We start from the raw sequence: 20,009 nt of genomic DNA on the forward strand, positions 1-20,009 counted from the left end.
CCGCACCCCGGAACGGGGGTGCGGGCCTCGCTGCGTGGGGCGGGAGCGCGGCGCAGCGCCGGCCCGCGAACCGTCCTGCGCCCCGCTACGGTGGTGTGGTGAGCGAGACGTCCCTGATCGAGCGCATCCACCGGTTGCAGCGCGAGGCCGGTGTCGACGCCGGTCCGCTGCCGCCGCGGCATCCCGAGGTCGCCGCCTGGCGGACCGCCACGGCGGACGACATCGACGCGCTTCACGCCGTCATGGTCGCGGCCGAGCGCATCGACCACCCGACGTGGACGACGCCCCGCCAGGAGGTCGCGGACACCTTCGACCTGCCGCACATCGACCACACCCGCGACACGGTGCTGGCGGTGGATGCCGCGGGCACGGTGATCGCCTACGGCAGCGCGTTCCTGCATCCGGCGCGCGATGGGGCCTTGACCGTGTCGCTGTCCGGCGCCGTGCTGCCCGAACGGTGGCGCCGAGGCATCGGGACGGCCGTGTTCGCGTGGCAGTACGCCCGCGCGCTCGAGCAGCTCGCCGAGGTCGCCCCGTCGCTCGCGCCGGTGGAAGCGGGGGAGTGGACCGCCGATGTCAAGGTCTACGCGGAGGAGAGCAACCTGGGCCAGCGGCGGCTCGCGGAGGCACGCGGCTTCGCCGCCGAGCGGTGGTTCGCCACGATGCTGCGCGACCTGGCCCGTCCGCTTCCCGACGTGGTGCTGTCGGCGGATGCCGCGGCCCGCGGACTGCGCGTCGTGGCCTACACCCACGACCGCGACGACGACGCGCGTCGCGCCCGCAACGATGCGTTCCGCGACCACTGGGGAAGCCTGCCGAGCCCGCCGGAGTCGTGGGCGAAGTTCGTCGGCGGCGAGTTCTTCCGCCCCGACCTCTCGCGCCTCGTCGTCGACGACGCGGGGGCCATCGCCGCCTTCTGCCTCGCGTCGGTCAACGAGGACGACTGGGAGATGCTCGGCGCCTCGCACGCGTACATCGACCTGATCGGCGTCGTCCGCGCCCATCGCCGGCAGGGGCTCGCGCCGGTCGTCGTCGCAGACGCGCTCCGCGCCATCGCCGCCGCCGGCCTGGAGAAGGCCGTCCTCGACGTCGACACGGCGAGCCCGACCGGGGCCAACACCCTCTACGAGGGGCTCGGTTTCGTCGCGGACGAGCGCGCGGTCGCGCTCGTCGCCCACGTCTGACCCGACCCGCAGCTGGTCCGGGCCGTCCGCCGCGGCGCGGGCGTCGGTCAGGGCGTCGCGGTGGGGGCGAGCGCGCGCGTGGTGGCCCAGCGGATCAGCTGCACCTGGTAGCGCACCTGCGCGCGCTGGTTGGCCACGGCATCCACCGCGGTCGTGACGGTGTCGGCGTAGACGCGCCCGCCCGCCTCGCCCGGGTGGATGTCGTCGCCCGCCAGCAGATCGGTGCGCGGCGCGATGGCCTGTGACCAGTCGGCGACGATCACCCCCGGGTGGGTGGCCGCGAACGCCGCGAGGTCGCGGTTGACGCCGTCGATCCAGTCGCGCGGGGCGAAGGCGTTGACGAGCACGAGCGTGCGGTCCCGTCCGACCTTGTCGTAGATGTCCTGGAGCGCCTCGCCGTCGACGGGCCCGTTGGTGCCGAGGCCGACGACGACGTAGTCGCGCAGCGCGCCCTGCGCGGCGAGCCGGTCGACGATCTCGCTGCCGACCCACATCGATCGCGACACCTCGGCGTCGATCTGGATGCCGGGAAGCTCCTCGAGCAGTCCGCCGGCGGACGCCAGCATGACCGAGTCACCGACCGCCGTGACGCGATCGCCGGGCACCGACACCGGGGGCGGGGGCAAGGGCTCGCCGTCGGGGCCCACCGTCGGCGTGGGGCGGGGCGTGGTCGCGCCGGGATCGCCGGACGGCGGCGGCGACGGCGGAGGGGTCGGCGACGCGGATGCCGCATCCAGCGCGCGCTGCCCGGCTTCGACGACGGCTTGGCCCGAGCTGACGGCGGGCACGGCGGCCACGGCCGCGGCGGTGCCCGCGACCACCAGCGCGGTCACGCCGAGCGACGCGACGGCGCCGAAGCGCCGCGCGGGCGTCGAGCGCAGCCGACGGCCGAACGCGGACGCGGCGCCGCGGAAGCCGAGCCGGCGGATCGGCTGTTCGAGCAGCCGGTACGAGGCCGCCGACAGCACGAGGGTCGTCACGGCGGCCGCGACCCCCACGGGGACGGGCACGGTCTCCTCGACGAACGTGCCCGTCACCGCGACGGTGAGGAGCACGACGACCGGCCAATGCCACAGATAGATGCCGTAGGAGCGCTCGCCGATCCACCGCAGCGGCGCGACGTCGAGCGCGGGACCGAACCACGAGCCGGAGAGCGTGGCTGCGGCGATCGCGACCGCCGTCAGGGCGCTCGCCGCCAACGGCACGATCGGGTAGGCCGTCGCGCCGTCGGCGATCATGCCGATGACCACGATCCCCCCGACGCTGACCGCGCCCACCACGGCGGTCCACGCGGGGCCGACGCCGCCGATCGACGGGCGAGCCGCGGCGCTCCAGGCCGTGCGCCCCGCCAGGGCGAACGCGAGGGCGACGCCGATGAGCAGCCCGAAGGCGTGGGTGTCGGTGCCGTAGTAGGCGCGGGTCAGGCCCGCGAGCCCCGGGCCGGCGCCGACGGCCTGCGCGGCCCAGGCGACGGAGGCCGCAGCCAGCAGCGCGGCGACAGCCGTCCGCATCCACCGGCGCGGCAGCAGCAGGAACAGCGGCAGCAGCAGCGGCCACAGCACGTAGAACTGCTCCTCGACCGCCAGCGACCAGAGGTTGCGCAGCAGCTCCGGCTGTGTGGCGCCGAAGTAGGAGGCGCCGGCGGAGATCGACGTCCAGTTGTACGAGAACGTGACCGCGCCGATCACCTGGCGGCCCAGTCCGAGCAGCACGTCGCCGCCGACGAGGCCCGCGATGCTGGCGCTCGTGGCCACCACGACGGCCAGCGCCGGCAGCAGGCGCCGCGCGCGCCGCGTCCAGAAAGCGCGCAGCGCGATACGGCCGGTGGATCCCCGTTCGCGCAGCAGCAGCGAGGTGATCAGGAAGCCGGAGATCACGAAGAACACGTCGACGCCGATGAACCCGCTGCGCAGCATCCCGGCGGGGAACAGGTGGTAGACGACCACGAGCAGCACGGCGAGGGCACGCAGGCCGTCGAGGCCCGCGTAGCGCGGGGCGGAAGGTGTGGTCATGGCGGGGAGGGCTGTTTCCGGAGGGGAGAGCGCGGGCGCGGCGGGGCCGGACGGGGCGGGCTCGCGCAGGTTCTCCAGTGTACGTTCCGGCGCGCGGCGACACGCCAGGCACGCGTCGCGGAGGCACGGCCGTCCGGTGACGCGCGGGTCGCGGACGTCCTGCCAGACTGGGGGCATGGAAGCGGATGTGCTGGTGATCGGCGAGGCCCTGATCGACATCGTGGAGACGACGGACGGCGACCGTGAGCTGGTGGGCGGCAGCCCCGCCAACGTCGCGGTGGGCGTGGCCCGTCAGGGGCACCGCGTGCGCCTGCTCACCCGTCTCGGACGGGATGCGCGCGGCGAGCGGATCGCCGCCCAGATCACCGCATCGGGAGCGGTCGTCGACGAGGCGTCGTGGACGGATGCCGCGACCTCCACGGCGCGCGCCCGGTTGCGCGCCGACGGTTCCGCGGAGTACGAGTTCGCCATCGACTGGGCCGTGCCGGCGCTCGCCGCCGACGACGTCCGCATCGTGCACACGGGCTCGATCGCGCTGTTCCTGGAGCCCGGGGGAAGCGCCGTGCTGGAGGTGCTGCGCCGCGCCGCCGACAACGGGACGGCGCTCGTGACGCTCGACCCGAACATCCGTCCCGCCCTCGTGGGCGGTCACGAGGTGGCACGCGCGCGGTTCGCGCAGGCCGCGGCATCCGCGGACCTCGTCAAGCTCAGCGACGAAGACGCCGAATGGCTCTACCCGGGCCTGGACGCCGAGGCCGTCCTGCACCAGATCGCGGCGCACGGCCCGCGCATCGTCGTCATGACCCGCGGGGGATCCGGCGCCATCGGACTCGGGCCCGGCGGCGTCGCCGCGGTCGACGCGCTCCCGGTCACGGTCGCCGACACGATCGGCGCGGGGGACGCCTACATGGCGAGCCTCGTCTCGAGCGCCCTCGACGACCCCGCCCTGTTCGAGGACGCCGCCGTGTTCCGGGCGGCGCTGCGTCGCGCCGCCGTCACCGCCGGCATCACGGTCTCGCGTGCCGGAGCCAATCCGCCCGTCCGCGCCGAGGTCGACGCGGTTCTCGGCTGAGCGGATCGATCGGTGACCGACGACGACACGGCCCCCATACGGCTGCGCCTCGACCTCGCCTATGACGGCACGGCCTTCCGCGGCTGGGCGCGTCAGCCGGGCCTGCGCACCGTGCAGGGCACCCTCGAGGCCGCGATCGCGCGCGTGCTCGGCGGCGACCCCCAACTGGTCGTCGCGGGGCGGACGGATGCCGGCGTCCACGCCTCCGGGCAGGTGGCGCATCTGGACCTCACGCCGGCCCAGCAGGAGCGCCTCGCGAAGAGCCGGGCGGCGACGGCCGAGGCGCTCGCCGCCCGCGTGAACGGCGTGCTGGGGCCGTACCCCGACGTCGCGCTGCGGCGCACCGCGCACGCTGCCGACGGCTTCGACGCGCGCTTCTCCGCCGTGTGGCGTCGCTACGAGTACCGCATCGCCGACCGGGAATCCGGGTACGACCCCCTGGAGAGGGTGCGGACGACGACCGTCAAGGCCGCTCTCGACGTGGCGGCCATGGATGCCGCGGCCCGCTCCCTCATCGGCCTCCACGACTTCGCGGCCTACTGCAAGTGGCGCGAGGGCGCCACGACGATCCGCACGCTGCTCGACTTCGGATGGCACCGCGATGACCGCGGCATCCTGATCGCGCGGGTGCGGGCCGACGCCTTCTGCCACAGCATGGTGCGCGCTCTCGTCGGCGCGTGCGCCGCCGTCGGCGAGGGACGCCTGGAGGTCGCCGACGTCGCCGCGATCCGCGACGAGGGCGTGCGCACGAGCGAGGTGAAGGCGCTGGCGGCCCGCGGCCTCACCCTGACGGAGGTGGGCTACCCCGCCGACGATCAGCTCGCGGCCCGTGCCGAGCAGACGCGCGCCCACCGCCGCCTCGACGCCGACTGACGGCCTGCGCGCGTTGTCAAGACGGAGCGGATTCTTAAGAGGCGCGCCTAGGCTGATGGCGACGGAAGGCGGGGGATGAAGGTCATCTCGTACAACCTCAACAAGCACAAGGCGATCGGCGAGCTCGACGCGCTCGTGGAGACGACGGGCGCCGACATCCTGTGCCTGCAGGAAGCGGTCTCGGGCGACCTTCCGGTGGAGATCGGCGATCTCCACCTCGCCGAGGCGACGGCGCGCAACCGTCTGGGGTTGGCCCTCTACTACCGCCGCAACAGCTTCGCCGCCCGGGAGGTGCGCTCGCTCGCGCTGAAGAAGTCGCTCCACGACCGCGTGCTCAAGCCTGCGGAGGAGCGGATGCTGGCGGTGCGCCTGCACGACATCGATCTCGGTCGCGAGCTGATCGTCGCGAGCTTCCACGCCGCACCCCTGACCGCGCTGAACTCGCTGCGGCGCAAGCAGATCCAGGCGGCGCTCGAGGAGCTCACGGGCCTGGGGCCCGACCTGCCGATCCTCATGGTCGGCGACTACAACTACCCCGTGTTCAAGGAGAACCTGGGCCAGCACGTCCGCGAGTCGGGATACGAGCTGACCCTGAGCGATGCGCGCACCTACACGCGGTACAAGTTCTTCCGCGGACACTACGACTTCGCGACGAGCGTCGGCTTCCACATCGACACGATCACGACGCTGCCGCAGGGGCGCAGCGACCACCTGCCGATCCTCATCACGGCCGAGCCGACCGCGTTGCCGACCGCGTCGTCCTGAGGGTTAGTCACGGCGCGCGCCCGCGCGGGTCTCGTGCCGTCCGGCGTAGGGTTCTGCTACGCCGATCCCGACGGAGGGATGAGATCATGGTCGACTCGATCGTTGTAGCCGTGACGGGTGCGCCCGTCGCCGTTCGCGCGGTGCGCTGGGCAGTGCAGCGGGCGCAGGCGGCGCCTCCGGGAAGTCAGCGGATCGAGCTCCTCTCGGTGGTCGGCGGCGTGCTCGGCACCGTCGGTGAAGCGGCGGTGCTCGAGCAGGCCGTCGCGGCGACGGAGACGTTGCTGGAGCGCCTCGCCGAGCCGGTGCGGGATGCCGGGATCCCGGTGGTCTGCCGCGCGGAGGCCGGCGACCCCGTCTCGCGGCTGATCGACGCCAGCGCGGAGGCGGCGCTTCTCGTGATCGGCAGCGATTACCGCGGGCCGGGCGCGGGTCCGGCGCGGGGAGCCCACGGCATCCGCATCGCCGCCGGTGCTGCGTGCCCGGTCGTCGTCGTCCCCGACGTGGAGCTGGTGGGGCGCTCGGGCGTCGTGGTCGGCATCGACGGCTCGCCCGTCTCGGAGCACGCGCTGCGCTTCGCGGCCCGCGAGGCCGACCGGCTGGGCGAGTCGCTGACGGCGGTGAGTGTGTGGACGCCGCTGGAGGCCCCGCGCAACGGACTCGCGGTGTACCCCGAGATGTACCTCGCCAACATGCAGGCCGCGACCGAGGAGATGCAGGCGGTCGCCCTCGCCGGTCTCGCCGTCGACTTCCCCGACCTCGTCGTGGAGCGGGTGGTCGAGCGCGGGTATCCCTCGCGGGTCATCGGATCGCGCGCGATGACCGCGCGCCTCGCCGTCGTGGGCACGCACGGGCGCGGTGCGCTCGCGCGCTTCCTGCTCGGCTCGATCAGCCAGGAGGTGCTGTCGCGGCTCACGAGCGTCACCGCCGTCGTGCGCTGAGCGCGCTGCGGATGCCGCGCCACGGGCGTCCCGACAACGAGAGAGCCTCCCCGGCCGTGACCGGGGAGGCTCTCTCGTTGCGTGGTGCGTGTCAGGCGCTGGTCTCCTGGCGGCCGCGGCGGACCGTGGCGGCCACGGCGATCGTCGCGCCGGCGAGGACGAGTGCCCCGCCACCGACCCAGATGCCGAGCAGCGACTCGCTGTCGCCACCGGTGGACGGCAGCGTGCCGCTCCCGCCCGCGCTCGAGGCGGCGAGGGTGCCCGTGGCCGACAGGGTGTAGCTGCCGGTCGACTCGGCGGGGAGCGTGACGGTGACCGTCGCGACGCCCGACGAGCTGGCCGTCTTCGTCGTGGAGGTCGACGACACGGCGAACTTGGCGATCGCGAGGGAGCCCGCGGCCGCGTTCTCGCCGGTCAGGGTGAACGTGACGGTGGCGCCCGCCTCGAATCCCGAGAACGTGTAGGTGTCTCCCGACACCGTGAAGGGTGCGTCCGAGACGACGTCGACGGTGCCGCCCGGCGTGTAGGCCTGAGCCATGGCGGGCGCCGCGAAGACGAGCGCTGCGGCGACGGCGGCCGAGGCCACCGCCTTGGTGAATCGATGCTTCATGAGAGCCTGCTTTCGAATCCGGTCTGGGGGTACCTGATGATCCGCTCGTTCCGTATATCCGGTCTTGTTGCAGATGGGGGGGATGAGAATGAAGCGGTATGGTGTAGCTGATGCTCTCCCGAGTATTGCCTAGGGGTCTGTCGGATTGCAAACTCTCGCGGTTTCCGATATGTAAATGTTTCGCGACGTGAAGGGGACCTGACGGATGGGACGAGCCGGGAGGGGCGCCGCCCGCACAGCAGTGTCGGCGCGTCATCGCATGCTCCGCCTCGCCGCTCTCGGGATCGTCGCGGTCGCGCTGCCGATGTCGGGCTGCGGACCCGCGCCGTGGGCCACGGGAACCACACCCGCCGCCCCGCCGGCGACCTCGGCCGCGCCCGTCGCGCCGCCCGTCTCGAACGACCTGTCCGGAGGTTCGACGCAGCGCACCCTGACCGCGGGGGCGGTCTCGGCCACCGTGAACTACTGGTCGACGCTGCGCATGGACCGCTGGACCGCCACGGCCGTGAAGCCGATCAGCCTCTCGATGGTCACGACGATCACCCCGAACGACGGGCAGAAGGTCTACCTCCAGCGTGCGTCGATGACGGCGATCCCCGCGAACGCGACGGAGACCTTCGCGCCGCTGGACGCGCAGGTCGACCAGTCGACCGTGTCGCCCGGCTATCTCGTGCTCTCGCCCTACAGCTACTCGAACACTTTCAACGTCGGCGCGGTCCCCGTCGAGGCGACCTACGTGACGATCCAGTTCGACTACGACTTCCTCGTGCAGACCACGCCCACGTCGACGGAGTTCGCCAAGCAGACCGCCAGCGACACGCTCACGATCGCCATCGCGGCCCAGACCGGCGGCTGACCGCCCCTTCCTCAAGATCGGGTAAAGACCGCGTCGAGGTTTCCCCAGTTCCGCGGGCGGGGGAGCGCCCAGAAGATAACGTGTCGATCATGCCTCCCGCCCCCCTCCGCCCCGCCCGGCTCCGCGCCGTCGGCACCGTCGCGGCCGGACTCGTCGTGCTGACCTCGCTGACCGGTTGCACTCAGATCGCGAGCGCCTTCAACGGTTTCCAGCAGAACGTCGTCGCCACGCCCGAACCGCGCCCGTCGGCGTCGGCCGCGGTCTCGATGCCGTTCGACTCCGCCTTCACCTACGACGGGTCGGTGTCGCTGTCCACCGACGTCGCCGACGGCCTCGAGGTGCGCCTCGACGTGTGGGCGGCCGACCCCAAGCGCACGCAGGAGTGGGCGCCCGACAACGACAAGACCTTCGGGTTCGCCGTCAACGTGTACGACCACCGCGTCGACGAGAAGGCCGTCCTCACGCAGAAGCGCCGGGTCTACCTGTCGATGATCAGCATCACCTCGCAGGTGTCGCAGTCCACGATCGGACAGCAGCAGATGATGTCGCCGTTCCAGTTCTCGGCCGACCCGCGCACGCTCGTGCCGACCGACACGCTGCGCTCCGACCGCGGTCTGCTGCTCAACAGCTACCAGGGTGGGCTGCTCGTGCCCACCACCACGATCCATCAGCTTCCCGCGGACACCTACGGGATCACGCTGCAGTTCGCGCTCCAGGTGTGGGTGGAAGGCACCGCCAACACCGACTCGAGCTTCGCGCAGCAGACCGTCTATCAGGTTCTGCCGGTCGCCATCTTCTCTCCGACCGCTTCCACTCAATAGTCTGTTCAGCACAGCAGACACGAGGTATCTATCGTGAGCACGCCCTTTGACACCGGACGGCAGGCAGCCGAACCGCAGTTCACCGCTGCGCCGTTCGCCACGCCGCCGGCGCCCCCGGCGAACCCGTTCGCGTTCCCGGCGCCGGACGCGTCGGCGCATCCGGCCGATCTCGCGATCCCCGACCTCGACGACTTCGCCTCGGTCCTCGAGCACACGACGGTCCACCGCTCGACGATCGGGTGCGTCGTGCCCGCGTACAACGAGGAGGAGTCGATCGCGGACGTGATCCGTTCCCTCCTCGGACAGAGTCGCGTTCCCGACGTCATCCACGTCGTCGTCAACAACACCTCCGACGCCACCGTCAAGATCGCGTCGGAGTTCAGCGGACCGCACGAGATCTCGACCGAGCTCGGAGAGCAGTTCACCGAGGTGTTCGTGCACGATATCGGCAAGAACCCCGACAAGAAGGTCGGGGCGCTCAACTACGGCTATGCGCTCGTCGAGGGCTACGACTACCTCCTCGGTGTCGACGGCGACACGATCGCGGACCGTCGCGCGGTCGAGTTCCTCGAGAGCGAGGCGGTCTCGGACTCGCGTATCGGCGGTATCTCGGCGATCTACTCGATCGACGACAAGCCCATCCAGGGGCTGGTCGCCAAGTTTCTGATCGCCGGCCAGCGCACGCAGTTCGCCGCCTTCAACCTCCAGAACCTCCTGCGCGGGCGCAACATGGCCGTGCTGGGCGGGCAGTTCTCGATCTTCTCGACGACGGCGCTTCGCGACGTGATGAAGGCGAACCACCAGAACTCGCCCTGGGTCAAGGACAGCGAGGTCGAGGACTCGCTCCTGTCGCTGCAGATCAAGAGCGCCGGCTACCTCACCAAGATCAGCCCGTTCGCCCGCGCGGATGTCGGCGGCATGACGACGCTGAAGGGCTACGACGCCCAGCAGGTGAAGTGGACGTACGGCGCGATCGAGCTCATGTGGCCCGGTCAGCGCGGCGACACGAAGGGGCAGCCGTTCCACCCGAACCTGCGCCTGCGGTGGTTCGAGAACTTCTCGATGCTCACCAACCTGTTCGTGCGCGTCGCCTTCCTGACCCTGCTGATCGCCTCGCTGTCGATCAACGCCTTCGTCTTCTCGCCGTGGTGGCTCATCCCGCCCGTGATCGCGACCATGCTGAACCTGCGCGTCGCGCGCACGATGGAGGCATGCGATTCGCGAGACCTCATGTTCGCCGGGCTCATCGTCCCGGCCGAGGTGTTCATGTGGATCCGCATCAGCCACTTCCTGCGCTCGTGGACGCGGTTCCTCTCGCGCAAGAAGGTCGACAACTGGGCGATGCAGGCGCGTGCGGAACGCGGCGGCGGCAGCATCGGGCACTGGGTGCCGTTCATCATGCTCGCGATCGTCGCGATCGCCGTCGCGGTCATCTGGAACATGCTCGACCCGGTGGCGCAGTCCGCCATCCTGTGGGTGGGCTGGCCGATCGTCGGTGTCGTCACGGTCATCCAGACCGTGCTCATGTCGTTCAAGCTGTTCCGCCGGCACCAGGGCTTCAAGGTCTGACGACCGGCGCCGCGCCGGGCCGGATCAGGCGGCGTGCTCCGAGGTGAGCCGGTAGCCGACGCCGCGGACGGTCTCGATGTAACGCGGGTTCGCCGGGTTGTCGCCGAGCTTGCGGCGGAGGTTCGTCATGTGGGCTTCGATGGCGCGCTTGTCGGCTTCGCCGACGAAGTAGCTCGTCACGTACGACTCGCCGCGCAGCACGAGAGTCAGATCCGCCTTGCTGCGCACCCGACGCTTGGACTCCATCAGGGTCGCCAGCAGGTCGAACTCCGTCCGCGTCAGGACGAGCTCCTGACCGTTGATCGCCGCGACGCGCTGTTCCGGGTTGACGGCGAGATCGCGGTGCGCGACCCAGCCGGGTCCCGTGAACGCGACGACCGCGCCGGGGCCGCCCGGCGCGGCGAGCTCGGTGCCAGGCACCTGCGGCCCCACGGTGGAGGGGACGACGATCGGCTGCGCCGGCGCGGGCGGCGCCGCCGGCGCGGATGCCGCGGGCTGGCTCGCCGCCGCGGGAGCCCCCGTGTGGCGGACCTCGTCGAAGCTGTAGGGCGGGTCGGCGACCGGCTCGACGGTGGGCCATGGCCCCGGCTGGGCGTCGGGAGCGCCGGTCGGCGACGCGACCCCGGGCCATCCCGCGGGCGCCGCCTGGCCGGGATAGCCGTAGCCGGCGGCGGGAGCCGACGGCATCCCGTAGTCGGGCACGCGCTGACCGGGACGCGCGCCGGGGAAGGAGGGGCCCGCGACCTCCTGGCGCGGCGCCGCCTGCTGCGGGGCGTTCGTCATCGTCGCACGCGGTCGGCGCAACAGGGAGTCGATGCGGGCGCGCAGCTCGCGCGGGCGGAAGGGCTTGACGATGTAGTCGTCGGCCCCCGACCCGAGCCCCACGACGACGTCGGCCTCCTCTTCCAGGCCCGTGATCATGATGATGAAGGTGTCGCTCTGCGCCCGGATGCGTCGCGCCGCCTCGAATCCGTCGATGCCGGGCATGTTGACGTCCAGCGTTGTGACGAGCGGCTGGTAGGAGAGCACGGCGCGCACGCCGTCGATGCCGTTGCCGACCGAGACGGTCGAGAAGCCCGCCGCTTCCAGCACCTCGACGATGAGGTGGCGGATGTCGGGATCATCTTCGATGATCACGGCGGTCTTCATCGGCAACGAGGGATCGGTCATGGGCCCGAGGTTCTCCATTAGGGGGGTGTGGAGCAGGGTGGTGAGCCACAGTCTAGCCACGGCGAAGCGCCGCCGGACCGCGGCCCGCTCAGCGGACGTCGCGCGTGAGCTCCTCCGCTGCCTGGGGCCACCACCGCCCGGCGTCCGGGCCACCGTTGCAGGTGCCGTCGCTCTCGCCCGGGGGTTTGATCCACAGGTTGGTGTCGACGACGTCGTCGCCGAAGGTGCCGCCGGGGTCGCCGACCCGCTGCCCGGAAGGGTTGCACCAGGTGGCCCCCGCGGTCGCGAGGCCGTTGCGGGAGGTGTCGATCACCGCATGCGTGCCGCCGAGTCGTGCGGACAGGGCGTGGGCGTAGGCGAACTCGTCGTAGGTCGACTGATAGTTCGACACGTTGGTCGCGACGCCGCGGACCCGGTCGATGATGCCCATCTGCCCGATGAGATCGGCCATCTCGTCGGCGCTGTGCCAGGCGCTGTGGCCGCCGTCGATGTAGATCCAGGTGCCGGTCGAGCTCAGTGCGTCGACGGCGTCGGAGAGGTACTTCGCCCGCGTCGGGATGTCGCCGCACTCACTCGTCAGGGCGATGCTGTCGGGCTCGAGCACGACGATCTTCTGTTCGTCGGGCGCCGTCTTCAGCGCCTTGCCGATCTCGCGCACCCAGCGCGGGTAGTCCTCGGGCGACAGGCCGCCGGCGGAGTGGTTGCCGCAGTCACGGTCGGGCAGCCCGTAGACGACCATCGCGGTCGCACGGCCCTGGTCTCGGCCCTGCGCGATGAGGCTGAGCACCGTCCCGCCGACCGTGCCGATCGGATCCTGCTCGGGCGTCAGCCAGTAGGCCGTCGGTTGGGCGGCGAGATACTGCGTGGCGGCGGTGGCGTCGGCCGCCATGTCGATGTGGTCCAGCGCGACGCGCGCCTTCGACTGCTCGGGCGCGATGACGGTCGTGCCGACGGCGGGCGGCTGTGCGAGCACGGCGTGCACCCCCTGGGTGATGAAGACCCCGACGACGGCGATCGCGCCGAGCACGAGGACGGCTCCCGCTGAGATCGCGGTGATGACGATCGCGCGGCGGGAGATGCGCCTGCGGGGGGAGGAGGACACTCCTGAACTGTAGCGGGTGCTGGTCCGTCAGCGATCGTCGCGGTCGCGTCGCCGCCGCGCGGCGAGGGCGATCAGCACGGTGGCGCCCGCGAGGACGAGCGCGCCGCCGCCCACCCAGACGCCGACCAGCTGGCCGCTGTCGCCGCCTGTGCTCGGCAGCCCGTCCGCCCCCGTGATGGAGGTGCTCGCCGTGCCGCCCGCGGAACTGCGGGAGATCGCCGCGATGTTGTAGACCCCGCTCGCGTTCTGAGGGAGGGTGATGCCCACGGCGGGCAGGGCGCCGGTGGCGTCGGAGGTGCGCGTGACGCTGCCCGTGCTGATCGCGAAGCGCACGATGCCGAACGCGACGTCGCGACCGTTCTCGCCGGTGACGGTGATCGTCACGGGCTCGTTCGCGCTGAAGGTGCCCGACTGGCACGAGAACGAGAGCGTGCCGCCGGCGGAGACGCTCGCCGGGGAGACCGTGCAGGAGTCGACCGGCGGGTAGATCGTCGACGCCTGGGCGGCGACCGGGGACAGCGCCAGCAGGGCGCCCAGCAGGCTCGCGCCCGCGACTCCTGCGACGGGGCGGCGGTCGATGGAGCGGTGCGAGCGGGTCATGGAGCTTCTCCCTGCGATCTGCGGTGCGGCCTCGGTGGAGCTCGGCGGTTGTCGCGGTTGCAGGGAGTCTAACCGACCCCGCACGTCGCCACGACGACGGGGCTGCGCCCGGCATCCGCCGTCGGGGTCACGAACGCTTGGGCCTCGGCGACGGGCGTCGTCGCGCGGACGATGACGGAGACGCCCGCCGATGCTCCCGGATCGAGGTCGATCGTGAAGGTCAGCACGCGTCGGCCCTCGTGCATGCCGCCGGCGAAACCCGCGCCGTTCGTCGCCTTCGCCGACTCGAGATCGAACCCCTCCGGCAGATAGATGTTGCCGACGACCTTCGTCACCCCCGGCGGTGTGCCGGCCGCCCCGCCGCCCGTGATGTAGCGCGGCAGCGACTGGGCGGCGTCCGCGGGCGCCGTGCTCGTGAGATCCACCCGGAGCGTGAGCTGGCGGTGCGCGATCTGGCCGGCGGGCCGGCACGACTCCCACCCGAGGGACACCTCGGGGGTGACGTAGTAACTCATCTTGGAGCCGGTGCCGTCGTTGAGGTAGACGCCGAAACGCGCGGTGCGGGCGTCGGTGACGGGAAGCTGACCGGCGACGACGGTGCCGTCGATGAGCTTCTGCTCGTCGGCATCGGCGCTCCAGGCGAGGAGGCGGTGTTCCTCGCCCGCCCGCGTGAGGGCTCCGATGAGCCCGGATGCCGAGCCGCGCCCGTCCGCGAGCGCCTGGAAGACCGCGCCGGCGGCGCCGGCGAAGAAGGCGTCTTGGTCAGCCGGGTTCGTGTAGCGCAGGTACACCTCGTTCAGGAGCAGAGGGACGGCGTTCTCGGCGGTCAGGGTGTCGCCGGTGGGCAGCGAGACGGGGCCGGTGGTCTTCAGCAGGTACGACAGGACGACCGGGTCGACCGCGAGCACGCCGTCGACGTCGCTGCCCGTCTTCAGCCGATACATCTCGCGCGCGATCGGGCCGTCCACGGAGAAGTCGGGGATCTGGGTGAGGTTCTGGAAGTAGCGGGCGGGCTTGGTGTCGAAGATGCCGACCACCTCCTCCGAGAGCGGAGCGACCGGCTCGTCATAGCCTCTCGAATAGTCGCGCGAGGAGAGCGTGCCCGACAGGGACAGTGCGCCGCCTTCGGTGTGCACCACGATGGCCGCGCCGGCGATCCCGCCCAGTGAGCGCCACTCGGCGTTGTTCTGCACGAGCACGAGATAGTTGCGGGGACCGTTCTGGCCGAGCATGTCGGGCAGCAGCTGCGCGGTGCGCGACACGGTGTCCACGGCGGTCGCGACCCGCGTGAACAGGTCGTCGGCGCGGTCGACGGCCGTGCCGACCACGCCGACCAGAGGCGTGCGATCGATCTCCTGAACCGCCTCCGCCGCCGAGGTCGCTTTCGTCGCGGCATCCTGCGCCGGTGCGGCGATACCGGTGAGCACGCTCGTGTCGATGCGCCCGCCGACAGGGCGCAGCGCGTCGACCGATATGCCCTGCGCGGCGGTGGCGAGCGGCAGGAGGCTCTCGCGGAGCAGCTCGTCGGAGGCGGCCGCGACCGTGCCGAACGCCGCGAGTTGCGGGCCGATCCACGGTGTGTGCGCGGCGAGGGCCCAGATCGGGTCGGACGTGAGCTCGTGCGCGGCCGCCGCATCCGTCGCAAGCCGCGCGAGGGTCGGGGCGGCCGCCGCCGGGTCGTCCGCGAGGGCCGCCGTGCTGTCGTCGGCTCCGGTCTGGATGCGGGTGAGGTGCTGGTAGGCCATCGCGCCGCGCACACCGATCCACACGGCGGCGAAGAGGCCGAGCACCAGGGCGCCGGCCAGAATCCAGGCGAAGGCGCGGCCCGCGGTGCGCGCCGGACGGGGGAGTGGGCTCACGCCACTGATCCTAAGGGGGACGGCCTAGGCGACGATGCTCGCGCGCTCCCAGCGGTCGCCGCCGGACAGCTGGGCCTCGTCGGCCGCGGCCGCGGCGGCGGCGATGAGGTCGTCGAGGTCGTAGCCGATGAGCGAGACGCTCGCCCATCCGATGCTGGCCGACAGTCGCACATCGATGGACTGGTCGCTCGACACCGTCGACACACGCTCCAGCAGCGAACGCAGCATCGGCCGCACCGCGGCCTCGTGCCGCGGCAGGAGCACGAGCATGCGGTTCGGCTCGACGCGGTCGAGGTCGGCTTCGGCGGGGAAGACGGCCGACACGTCCGCGGCGAAGCGGTCGAGTACGCGGGTGTAGGCGAGCGCGCTGGAGGCTTCGCGCAGTGCGAGGGGATCGTCGAGGCGCACGTCGAGCAGCGACCACCACGCGTCGTCGAAGCGCTCGGCGCGGACGAGGCGATCGACGGCGACGGCGCGGAACCCGGTGGGCGCGTCCTCGTCGGCGACGGGCGCCTCGGTGCGTACGAGCAGGAGCAGCGACACCAGGGCGGTGACCAGCGTGACCACCGCGACGGCGGGGGCATACTGCTGCGCCATGAGGAGCGTGCCGATGCTGTCCTCCGCATGACGGACGAGGCCCGACACGAACCAGATGAGGGCGAAGACGCTGATGAGCCCCGCGGCGATGGTGAGCGGGATGGTCGCCGCGCGTTGTGCGGAGCGCACCGCGAACAACTCGATGGCGATGGCGGCCGACACGGCGGCGACCAGCACGAGCCCGACGGCGAGGACGAGCGGCTGCGCGTCGGTGTCGGCGCTCACCGCGAGCGCGACCCCCACCAGCGCCGACACGAGCAGCGTCGGCACGAGCAGCACGTGGCGTCGTCCGATGCGCACCCGGATGCCGACCCAGACCAGGCCGAGCGCCGCGACGTTGAGGGCCTCCGCGAGGGCGCGCGGCCAGGCGCCGCCGAGGGTCTCGGACGCCGCATCGAAATAGGTCGCGACCATCGCGGCGACGAAGGCGCTCGACCAGATCGCGGACTCACGGGAGGGATGCGGCAGGAAGCCCAGGCCGATCATGATGGCCGTGCAGACCGTCGACAGGGTGATGAGCAGCGGTTCGATCTCGGTCACGCCTGGTCCCCGCTCTCGTCGTCTCGTCCGTGCGTCAGAGGGAGGCGGACCGTGACGGTCGTTCCCGATCCCAGCGCGCTGTCCAGGGCGATGGTGCCACCGTTCTCCTCCACGATCGTGCGCGCGATCGACATCCCGAGGCCGGTGCCGGCGATGCCGCTCGCGGTGGCGCTGCGGGCGCGGAAGTACGGTACGAACACACTATCCAGATCGGACGGCGCGATGCCGATGCCGGAGTCCGCGACGCGCAGCACGGCTTCGTCTCCCTCGCGGGTCGTCCACACACGGACCGTCCCGGCGCGCGGCGTGTACTTGATGGCGTTGCTGATGACGTTGTCGACCACCTGACGCATCCGGAAGCCGTCCCCCGCGACCGGGAGCGGCTCGTCGCCGTCGCGGGTGAGATCGATGTCGGCGGAGGCGGCGGCCGGCGCGAAGGCGTCGACCGTGGCGATCGAGAGCCCGCGCAGATCGAATCCGTCGGCGTGATCGGTCGTGCGGTGGGTGTCGAGCAAGGATGCCGTGAGCGTGATCATCCGCTCGGCCGCGCCCTCGATGAGCGCGGCGTGCTCTCGCTGCGCGGGCGTGAGCTCGTCGCTGTCGAGCAGCAGGTCGGCGTGCCCGAGGATCACCGTCAGGGGGTTGCGCAGCTCGTGGGAGACGGCGCTGGTCGCCGCGCGCTGCTGTCGACGCTCGAACTCGTGCGCGGTCACGTCGTCGAGCTGGATGATCGAGACCTCCGCGTCGGGCGCCGACTCCTGCATCACGGTGCGACCCCGGATCGACAGCGACAGCGCGCGCCAGTTGCCGCTCGCGTCGTAAAGCCACAGCAGCTCGTTCTCGGTGCGCTCGCCGCGTCCGGCGCGCGCGATGGAGGTCGATTCGCGCGGCAGCGCCGTGCCGCGATAGCCGTCGTACTCGACGGCGCGCGGGGGATGCCGGTAGTCGTCGTTGTCGTAGGCGTAGAGGTGCCGGTACGCGGCGTTCGCGAGATCGAGCTGACCGCGGTCGTCGACACGGGCGAGCGCGGTGCTGATCGTGTCGAACAGTCCGTTGGCGCGGTCCTCGTGGACGGTCATCCGCGCGATCGAGCGGTCGAGCTGCCGGGACTGGCGGCGGATGAGGAGGCGGAACGCCCGGGTTCGTCGCGCGCCCTGGTTCATCGCGACGCCGAGGAAGCCCAGCGCGAGCAGGACGATGACGATCTCGAGCGGCGAGGCGGCGGCGCTGCCCGGAACGGCCCAGCGGCACAGCTGGAGGGCCAGCACGACCACCAGCGCGGCGGTGACGGCCGCCATCGAGTAGTAGGTCGCGACCCACGCGATGGGGATGACCCAGAGGTAGCCGAGCGCTTCGTCGGACATCGCGAGCAACCCGATGGCGGCGGCGTCGAACAGGGGCAGCGCGACCACGGCGTCGCGGTGGCGCGCCCAGGGGATCACGATCGCGGCGATCGTGGCGCCCGCGATGGCGGTGAGGCCGGCGAGGAAGGCGATGTCGCCGAAGAGGTGCGGATCGAGCAGCGCGATGCCCACGGCGACCGCGACCGTGCTGAAGGCGACCACCAGCTGCCACTGCCACACGGACCTGACGACGGTGCCGATCAGCTGGCTGTCGGCCCATCGACTCTCGACGCGGGGGGTGGTCATCGGTTCCTCACACGGCAGTCTATTGAGCGTCCTCCGCGCTCTCATCCAGGTCGTCCGCGCCACCGACGCGAGGAAGGAGCAGCGTGGCCTTCGTGCCGTGACCGGGAAGGGACACGAGCATGACCTCGCCCCCGTTGCGCCGCGCGAGCATACGCGCGATCGGCAGTCCCAGTCCCGTGCCGGGCATGGCGCGCACCTCGGCCTGCTCTCCGCGGTAGAAGGGATCGAAGACCTGGCCCAGCGCGTCGGGACCGATGCCGGGACCGGTGTCGCTGACGGTGATCATGACGTCGCCGGCGACGTCGGTCGCCTCGATGTGGACGCGACCGCCGTCCGGCGTGAACTTCACGGCGTTGGAGACCAGGTTGCCGAGGGCGCGGATGGCGTCGTCGCGATCGGCGATGACGCCGAGATCGCCGATCGCCCCCACCGTGACGGCGAGATCTCGCGCGGAGGCGACCTCGACGTGCCGGCTCACGACGGTGGTCACCAGATCGGTGGCGGCGATGTCGGTGGGCCGTGGACGCTCGGCCTGCGTGCGGCTGAAGGAGAGGAGGTCGTCGAGCATACCGGCGAGGCGTCCGGTGTTGCGGTGGATCGCGTCCACCCACGGCCTCGCCTCACTCGGCAGATCGATCTCGCCGAGAAGCTCGGTGTAGCCCGCGATGATCGTGACGGGCGTGCGCAGCTCGTGGCTGGTGGTGGAGAGGAAGTCTTGACGCTGGCGTTCCAGGTCGTAGCGCACCTGCAGCGTCGCGGCGGTCGCCCGCGCCGCTTCGGCGGCCGTCTCGGCGGCATCCACGGCCGTGCGCGCGTTGACGAGGGACTCGTTGCGCTCGGTGGTGGTCGACACCGCGAAGATCGCGATCGCCGAGAGGAAGATCGTCACCGTGATCGACAGCTCGGTCGTGTCGATGGTCGAGGTGGCGAACACGCCGACGCTCACCCTGCTGTACACGACCGTGACGACCGCGATGGCGAGCGCCTGCAGGTGTGCGAGCAGCGGCGGGAAACGCAGTGTCGCCCACGCGAGCGGAACGAAGACGAGGAACGCGAGGGGAAGCCGTGTCAGGGGGCCGAGTCCCGCCGCGAGCACGACGACCATGAGGATGAACTGGCCGACCAGCTCGCTGGCGGCCGGCGGCGACTGGGGTTGCGGATCGAAGAGCGCGAGCGGCACGATCAGCAGCACGGCGGAGAAGTGCGACGCGCCCGTCGCGAGCGCGGCGGGCAGCGCGTCGGCGCTTCCGAGCACCGCGTTGATCAGCGCGATCGTGAGCGCGAACACCAACGCCGCCACGGCCGCCCAGGCGACGAAGCGCACGGCGTCGTTCGTGGTGCGCAGACGTGCGTCCTCCCGGCCGCGCAGGAGCAGCCAGGCCAGCAGTGCCACCTCGACCGCGTTCGCCGCGCCGTACAGGGCGCTGACTCCCACCGGCCGACCGGCGAAGAGGTTGCCGAGAGTGGTGACCACGAGCACGATCGCGACCGCCGACGGCCGGTGCGCCGCCCGGGCGCGCAGCACCAGCACGGCCGAGACCCCCGCAGCGGGCCACCACAATGCCACGACCATCCCCGGGAGTGCGAAGGCGACGGCCAGGAAGGAGAGGCCGAAGATGAGCGCGCTGCCGCCCACCCAGAACGCGACCGCGCGCCATTGCTGCGCGCGGCGCTGCGGGGGGCGACGACGGAGAGCCGCGGGTCGGTGTGCGACGGAGTGTTCCACCCCGGGGGCTCTCATACGAGTACGCTAATGGCAATCGGGGTGGAAACTAGGTACACGAGGGGCAGA

The 20,009-nt window shown here is 71.8% G+C and carries 17 protein-coding genes; 8 read left to right on the plus strand and 9 right to left on the minus strand.

The genetic code is table 11. The features are described from left to right. Nucleotides 1–98: 98 nt before the first annotated feature. Entirely contained in the window at nucleotides 99–1,184 is a 1,086-nt protein-coding gene (locus tag L0965_RS08635; protein WP_232783937.1) for a GNAT family N-acetyltransferase, read from the plus strand. Nucleotides 1,185–1,231: 47 nt separating this feature from the next. On the opposite strand, the gene L0965_RS08640 is transcribed toward L0965_RS08635, so the two are convergent. Then, nucleotides 1,232–3,196 carry an acyltransferase family protein gene (locus L0965_RS08640; protein ID WP_101306886.1) on the minus strand — a complete coding sequence of 655 codons (1,965 nt, stop codon included), beginning with the start codon at nucleotides 3,194–3,196 and terminating at the stop codon, nucleotides 1,232–1,234. Between the two features lie 175 nt (nucleotides 3,197–3,371). Here L0965_RS08640 and L0965_RS08645 point away from each other — a divergent pair, with 175 nt between their 5' ends. From L0965_RS08645 to L0965_RS08660, 4 genes are all read left to right on the plus strand, one after another. Continuing rightward, entirely contained in the window at nucleotides 3,372–4,268 is an 897-nt protein-coding gene (locus L0965_RS08645; protein ID WP_101306885.1) for a carbohydrate kinase, read from the plus strand. A gap of 36 nt (nucleotides 4,269–4,304) precedes the next feature. Beyond that, nucleotides 4,305–5,141 carry a tRNA pseudouridine(38-40) synthase TruA gene (gene truA / locus L0965_RS08650; protein ID WP_101307277.1) on the plus strand — a complete coding sequence of 279 codons (837 nt, stop codon included), beginning with the start codon at nucleotides 4,305–4,307 and terminating at the stop codon, nucleotides 5,139–5,141. A 75-nt stretch (nucleotides 5,142–5,216) separates the two neighbouring features. Next, nucleotides 5,217–5,906, plus strand: a complete 690-nt coding sequence (locus L0965_RS08655; protein WP_101306884.1) for an endonuclease/exonuclease/phosphatase family protein — start codon at nucleotides 5,217–5,219, stop codon at nucleotides 5,904–5,906. Between the two features lie 86 nt (nucleotides 5,907–5,992). After that, nucleotides 5,993–6,844 (plus strand): universal stress protein, encoded by an 852-nt coding sequence (locus L0965_RS08660; protein WP_061781880.1) that lies wholly within the window; start codon nucleotides 5,993–5,995, stop codon nucleotides 6,842–6,844. A gap of 91 nt (nucleotides 6,845–6,935) precedes the next feature. On the opposite strand, the gene L0965_RS08665 is transcribed toward L0965_RS08660, so the two are convergent. Then, nucleotides 6,936–7,454: an LPXTG cell wall anchor domain-containing protein gene (locus tag L0965_RS08665; RefSeq protein ID WP_101306883.1), complete on the minus strand. Its 519-nt coding sequence runs from the start codon at nucleotides 7,452–7,454 to the stop codon at nucleotides 6,936–6,938. 259 nt (nucleotides 7,455–7,713) lie between these two features. Between L0965_RS08665 and L0965_RS08670 the strand changes: the two genes are divergently transcribed. The 3 genes from L0965_RS08670 to L0965_RS08680 all read left to right on the plus strand — a co-directional run bounded on the left by L0965_RS08670 (nucleotide 7,714) and on the right by L0965_RS08680 (nucleotide 10,700). Beyond that, nucleotides 7,714–8,310: a hypothetical protein gene (locus tag L0965_RS08670; RefSeq protein WP_232783936.1), complete on the plus strand. Its 597-nt coding sequence runs from the start codon at nucleotides 7,714–7,716 to the stop codon at nucleotides 8,308–8,310. 89 nt (nucleotides 8,311–8,399) lie between these two features. After that, complete coding sequence (locus L0965_RS08675) at nucleotides 8,400–9,131, plus strand: fructose 1,6-bisphosphatase (RefSeq protein ID WP_234057975.1); 732 nt, start codon at nucleotides 8,400–8,402, stop codon at nucleotides 9,129–9,131. Nucleotides 9,132–9,164: 33 nt separating this feature from the next. Then, a complete protein-coding gene (locus L0965_RS08680) occupies nucleotides 9,165–10,700 on the plus strand; it encodes a glycosyltransferase family 2 protein (protein WP_060960276.1) in 1,536 nt (511 codons plus the stop codon). A 24-nt stretch (nucleotides 10,701–10,724) separates the two neighbouring features. Here L0965_RS08680 and L0965_RS08685 read toward each other — a convergent pair whose 3' ends face one another. The 7 genes from L0965_RS08685 to L0965_RS08715 form a co-directional block, all read right to left on the minus strand. Further along, nucleotides 10,725–11,870: a response regulator transcription factor gene (locus tag L0965_RS08685; protein ID WP_101306881.1), complete on the minus strand. Its 1,146-nt coding sequence runs from the start codon at nucleotides 11,868–11,870 to the stop codon at nucleotides 10,725–10,727. Nucleotides 11,871–11,958: 88 nt separating this feature from the next. Next, a complete protein-coding gene (locus tag L0965_RS08690) occupies nucleotides 11,959–12,972 on the minus strand; it encodes a glycoside hydrolase family 6 protein (RefSeq protein ID WP_101306880.1) in 1,014 nt (337 codons plus the stop codon). A 27-nt stretch (nucleotides 12,973–12,999) separates the two neighbouring features. Next, entirely contained in the window at nucleotides 13,000–13,572 is a 573-nt protein-coding gene (locus L0965_RS08695; RefSeq protein ID WP_198553639.1) for a cell wall protein, read from the minus strand. A gap of 68 nt (nucleotides 13,573–13,640) precedes the next feature. Beyond that, nucleotides 13,641–15,431, minus strand: a complete 1,791-nt coding sequence (locus L0965_RS08700) for a DUF4012 domain-containing protein (RefSeq protein ID WP_101306879.1) — start codon at nucleotides 15,429–15,431, stop codon at nucleotides 13,641–13,643. Between the two features lie 24 nt (nucleotides 15,432–15,455). Further along, nucleotides 15,456–16,568 carry a hypothetical protein gene (locus L0965_RS08705; RefSeq protein WP_101306878.1) on the minus strand — a complete coding sequence of 371 codons (1,113 nt, stop codon included), beginning with the start codon at nucleotides 16,566–16,568 and terminating at the stop codon, nucleotides 15,456–15,458. Then, a complete protein-coding gene (locus tag L0965_RS08710; RefSeq protein ID WP_101306877.1) occupies nucleotides 16,565–18,217 on the minus strand; it encodes a cell wall metabolism sensor histidine kinase WalK in 1,653 nt (550 codons plus the stop codon). Before L0965_RS08710 ends, L0965_RS08705 begins: the two co-directional genes overlap by 4 nt. A gap of 19 nt (nucleotides 18,218–18,236) precedes the next feature. Continuing rightward, nucleotides 18,237–19,958 (minus strand): HAMP domain-containing sensor histidine kinase, encoded by a 1,722-nt coding sequence (locus L0965_RS08715; protein ID WP_101306876.1) that lies wholly within the window; start codon nucleotides 19,956–19,958, stop codon nucleotides 18,237–18,239. Nucleotides 19,959–20,009 lie beyond the last annotated feature (51 nt).

It is taken from the genome of Microbacterium sp. NFH-22A-Y (assembly GCF_021401375.1).
GTDB classification, from domain to species: Bacteria; Actinomycetota; Actinomycetes; order Actinomycetales; family Microbacteriaceae; genus Microbacterium; species Microbacterium hominis.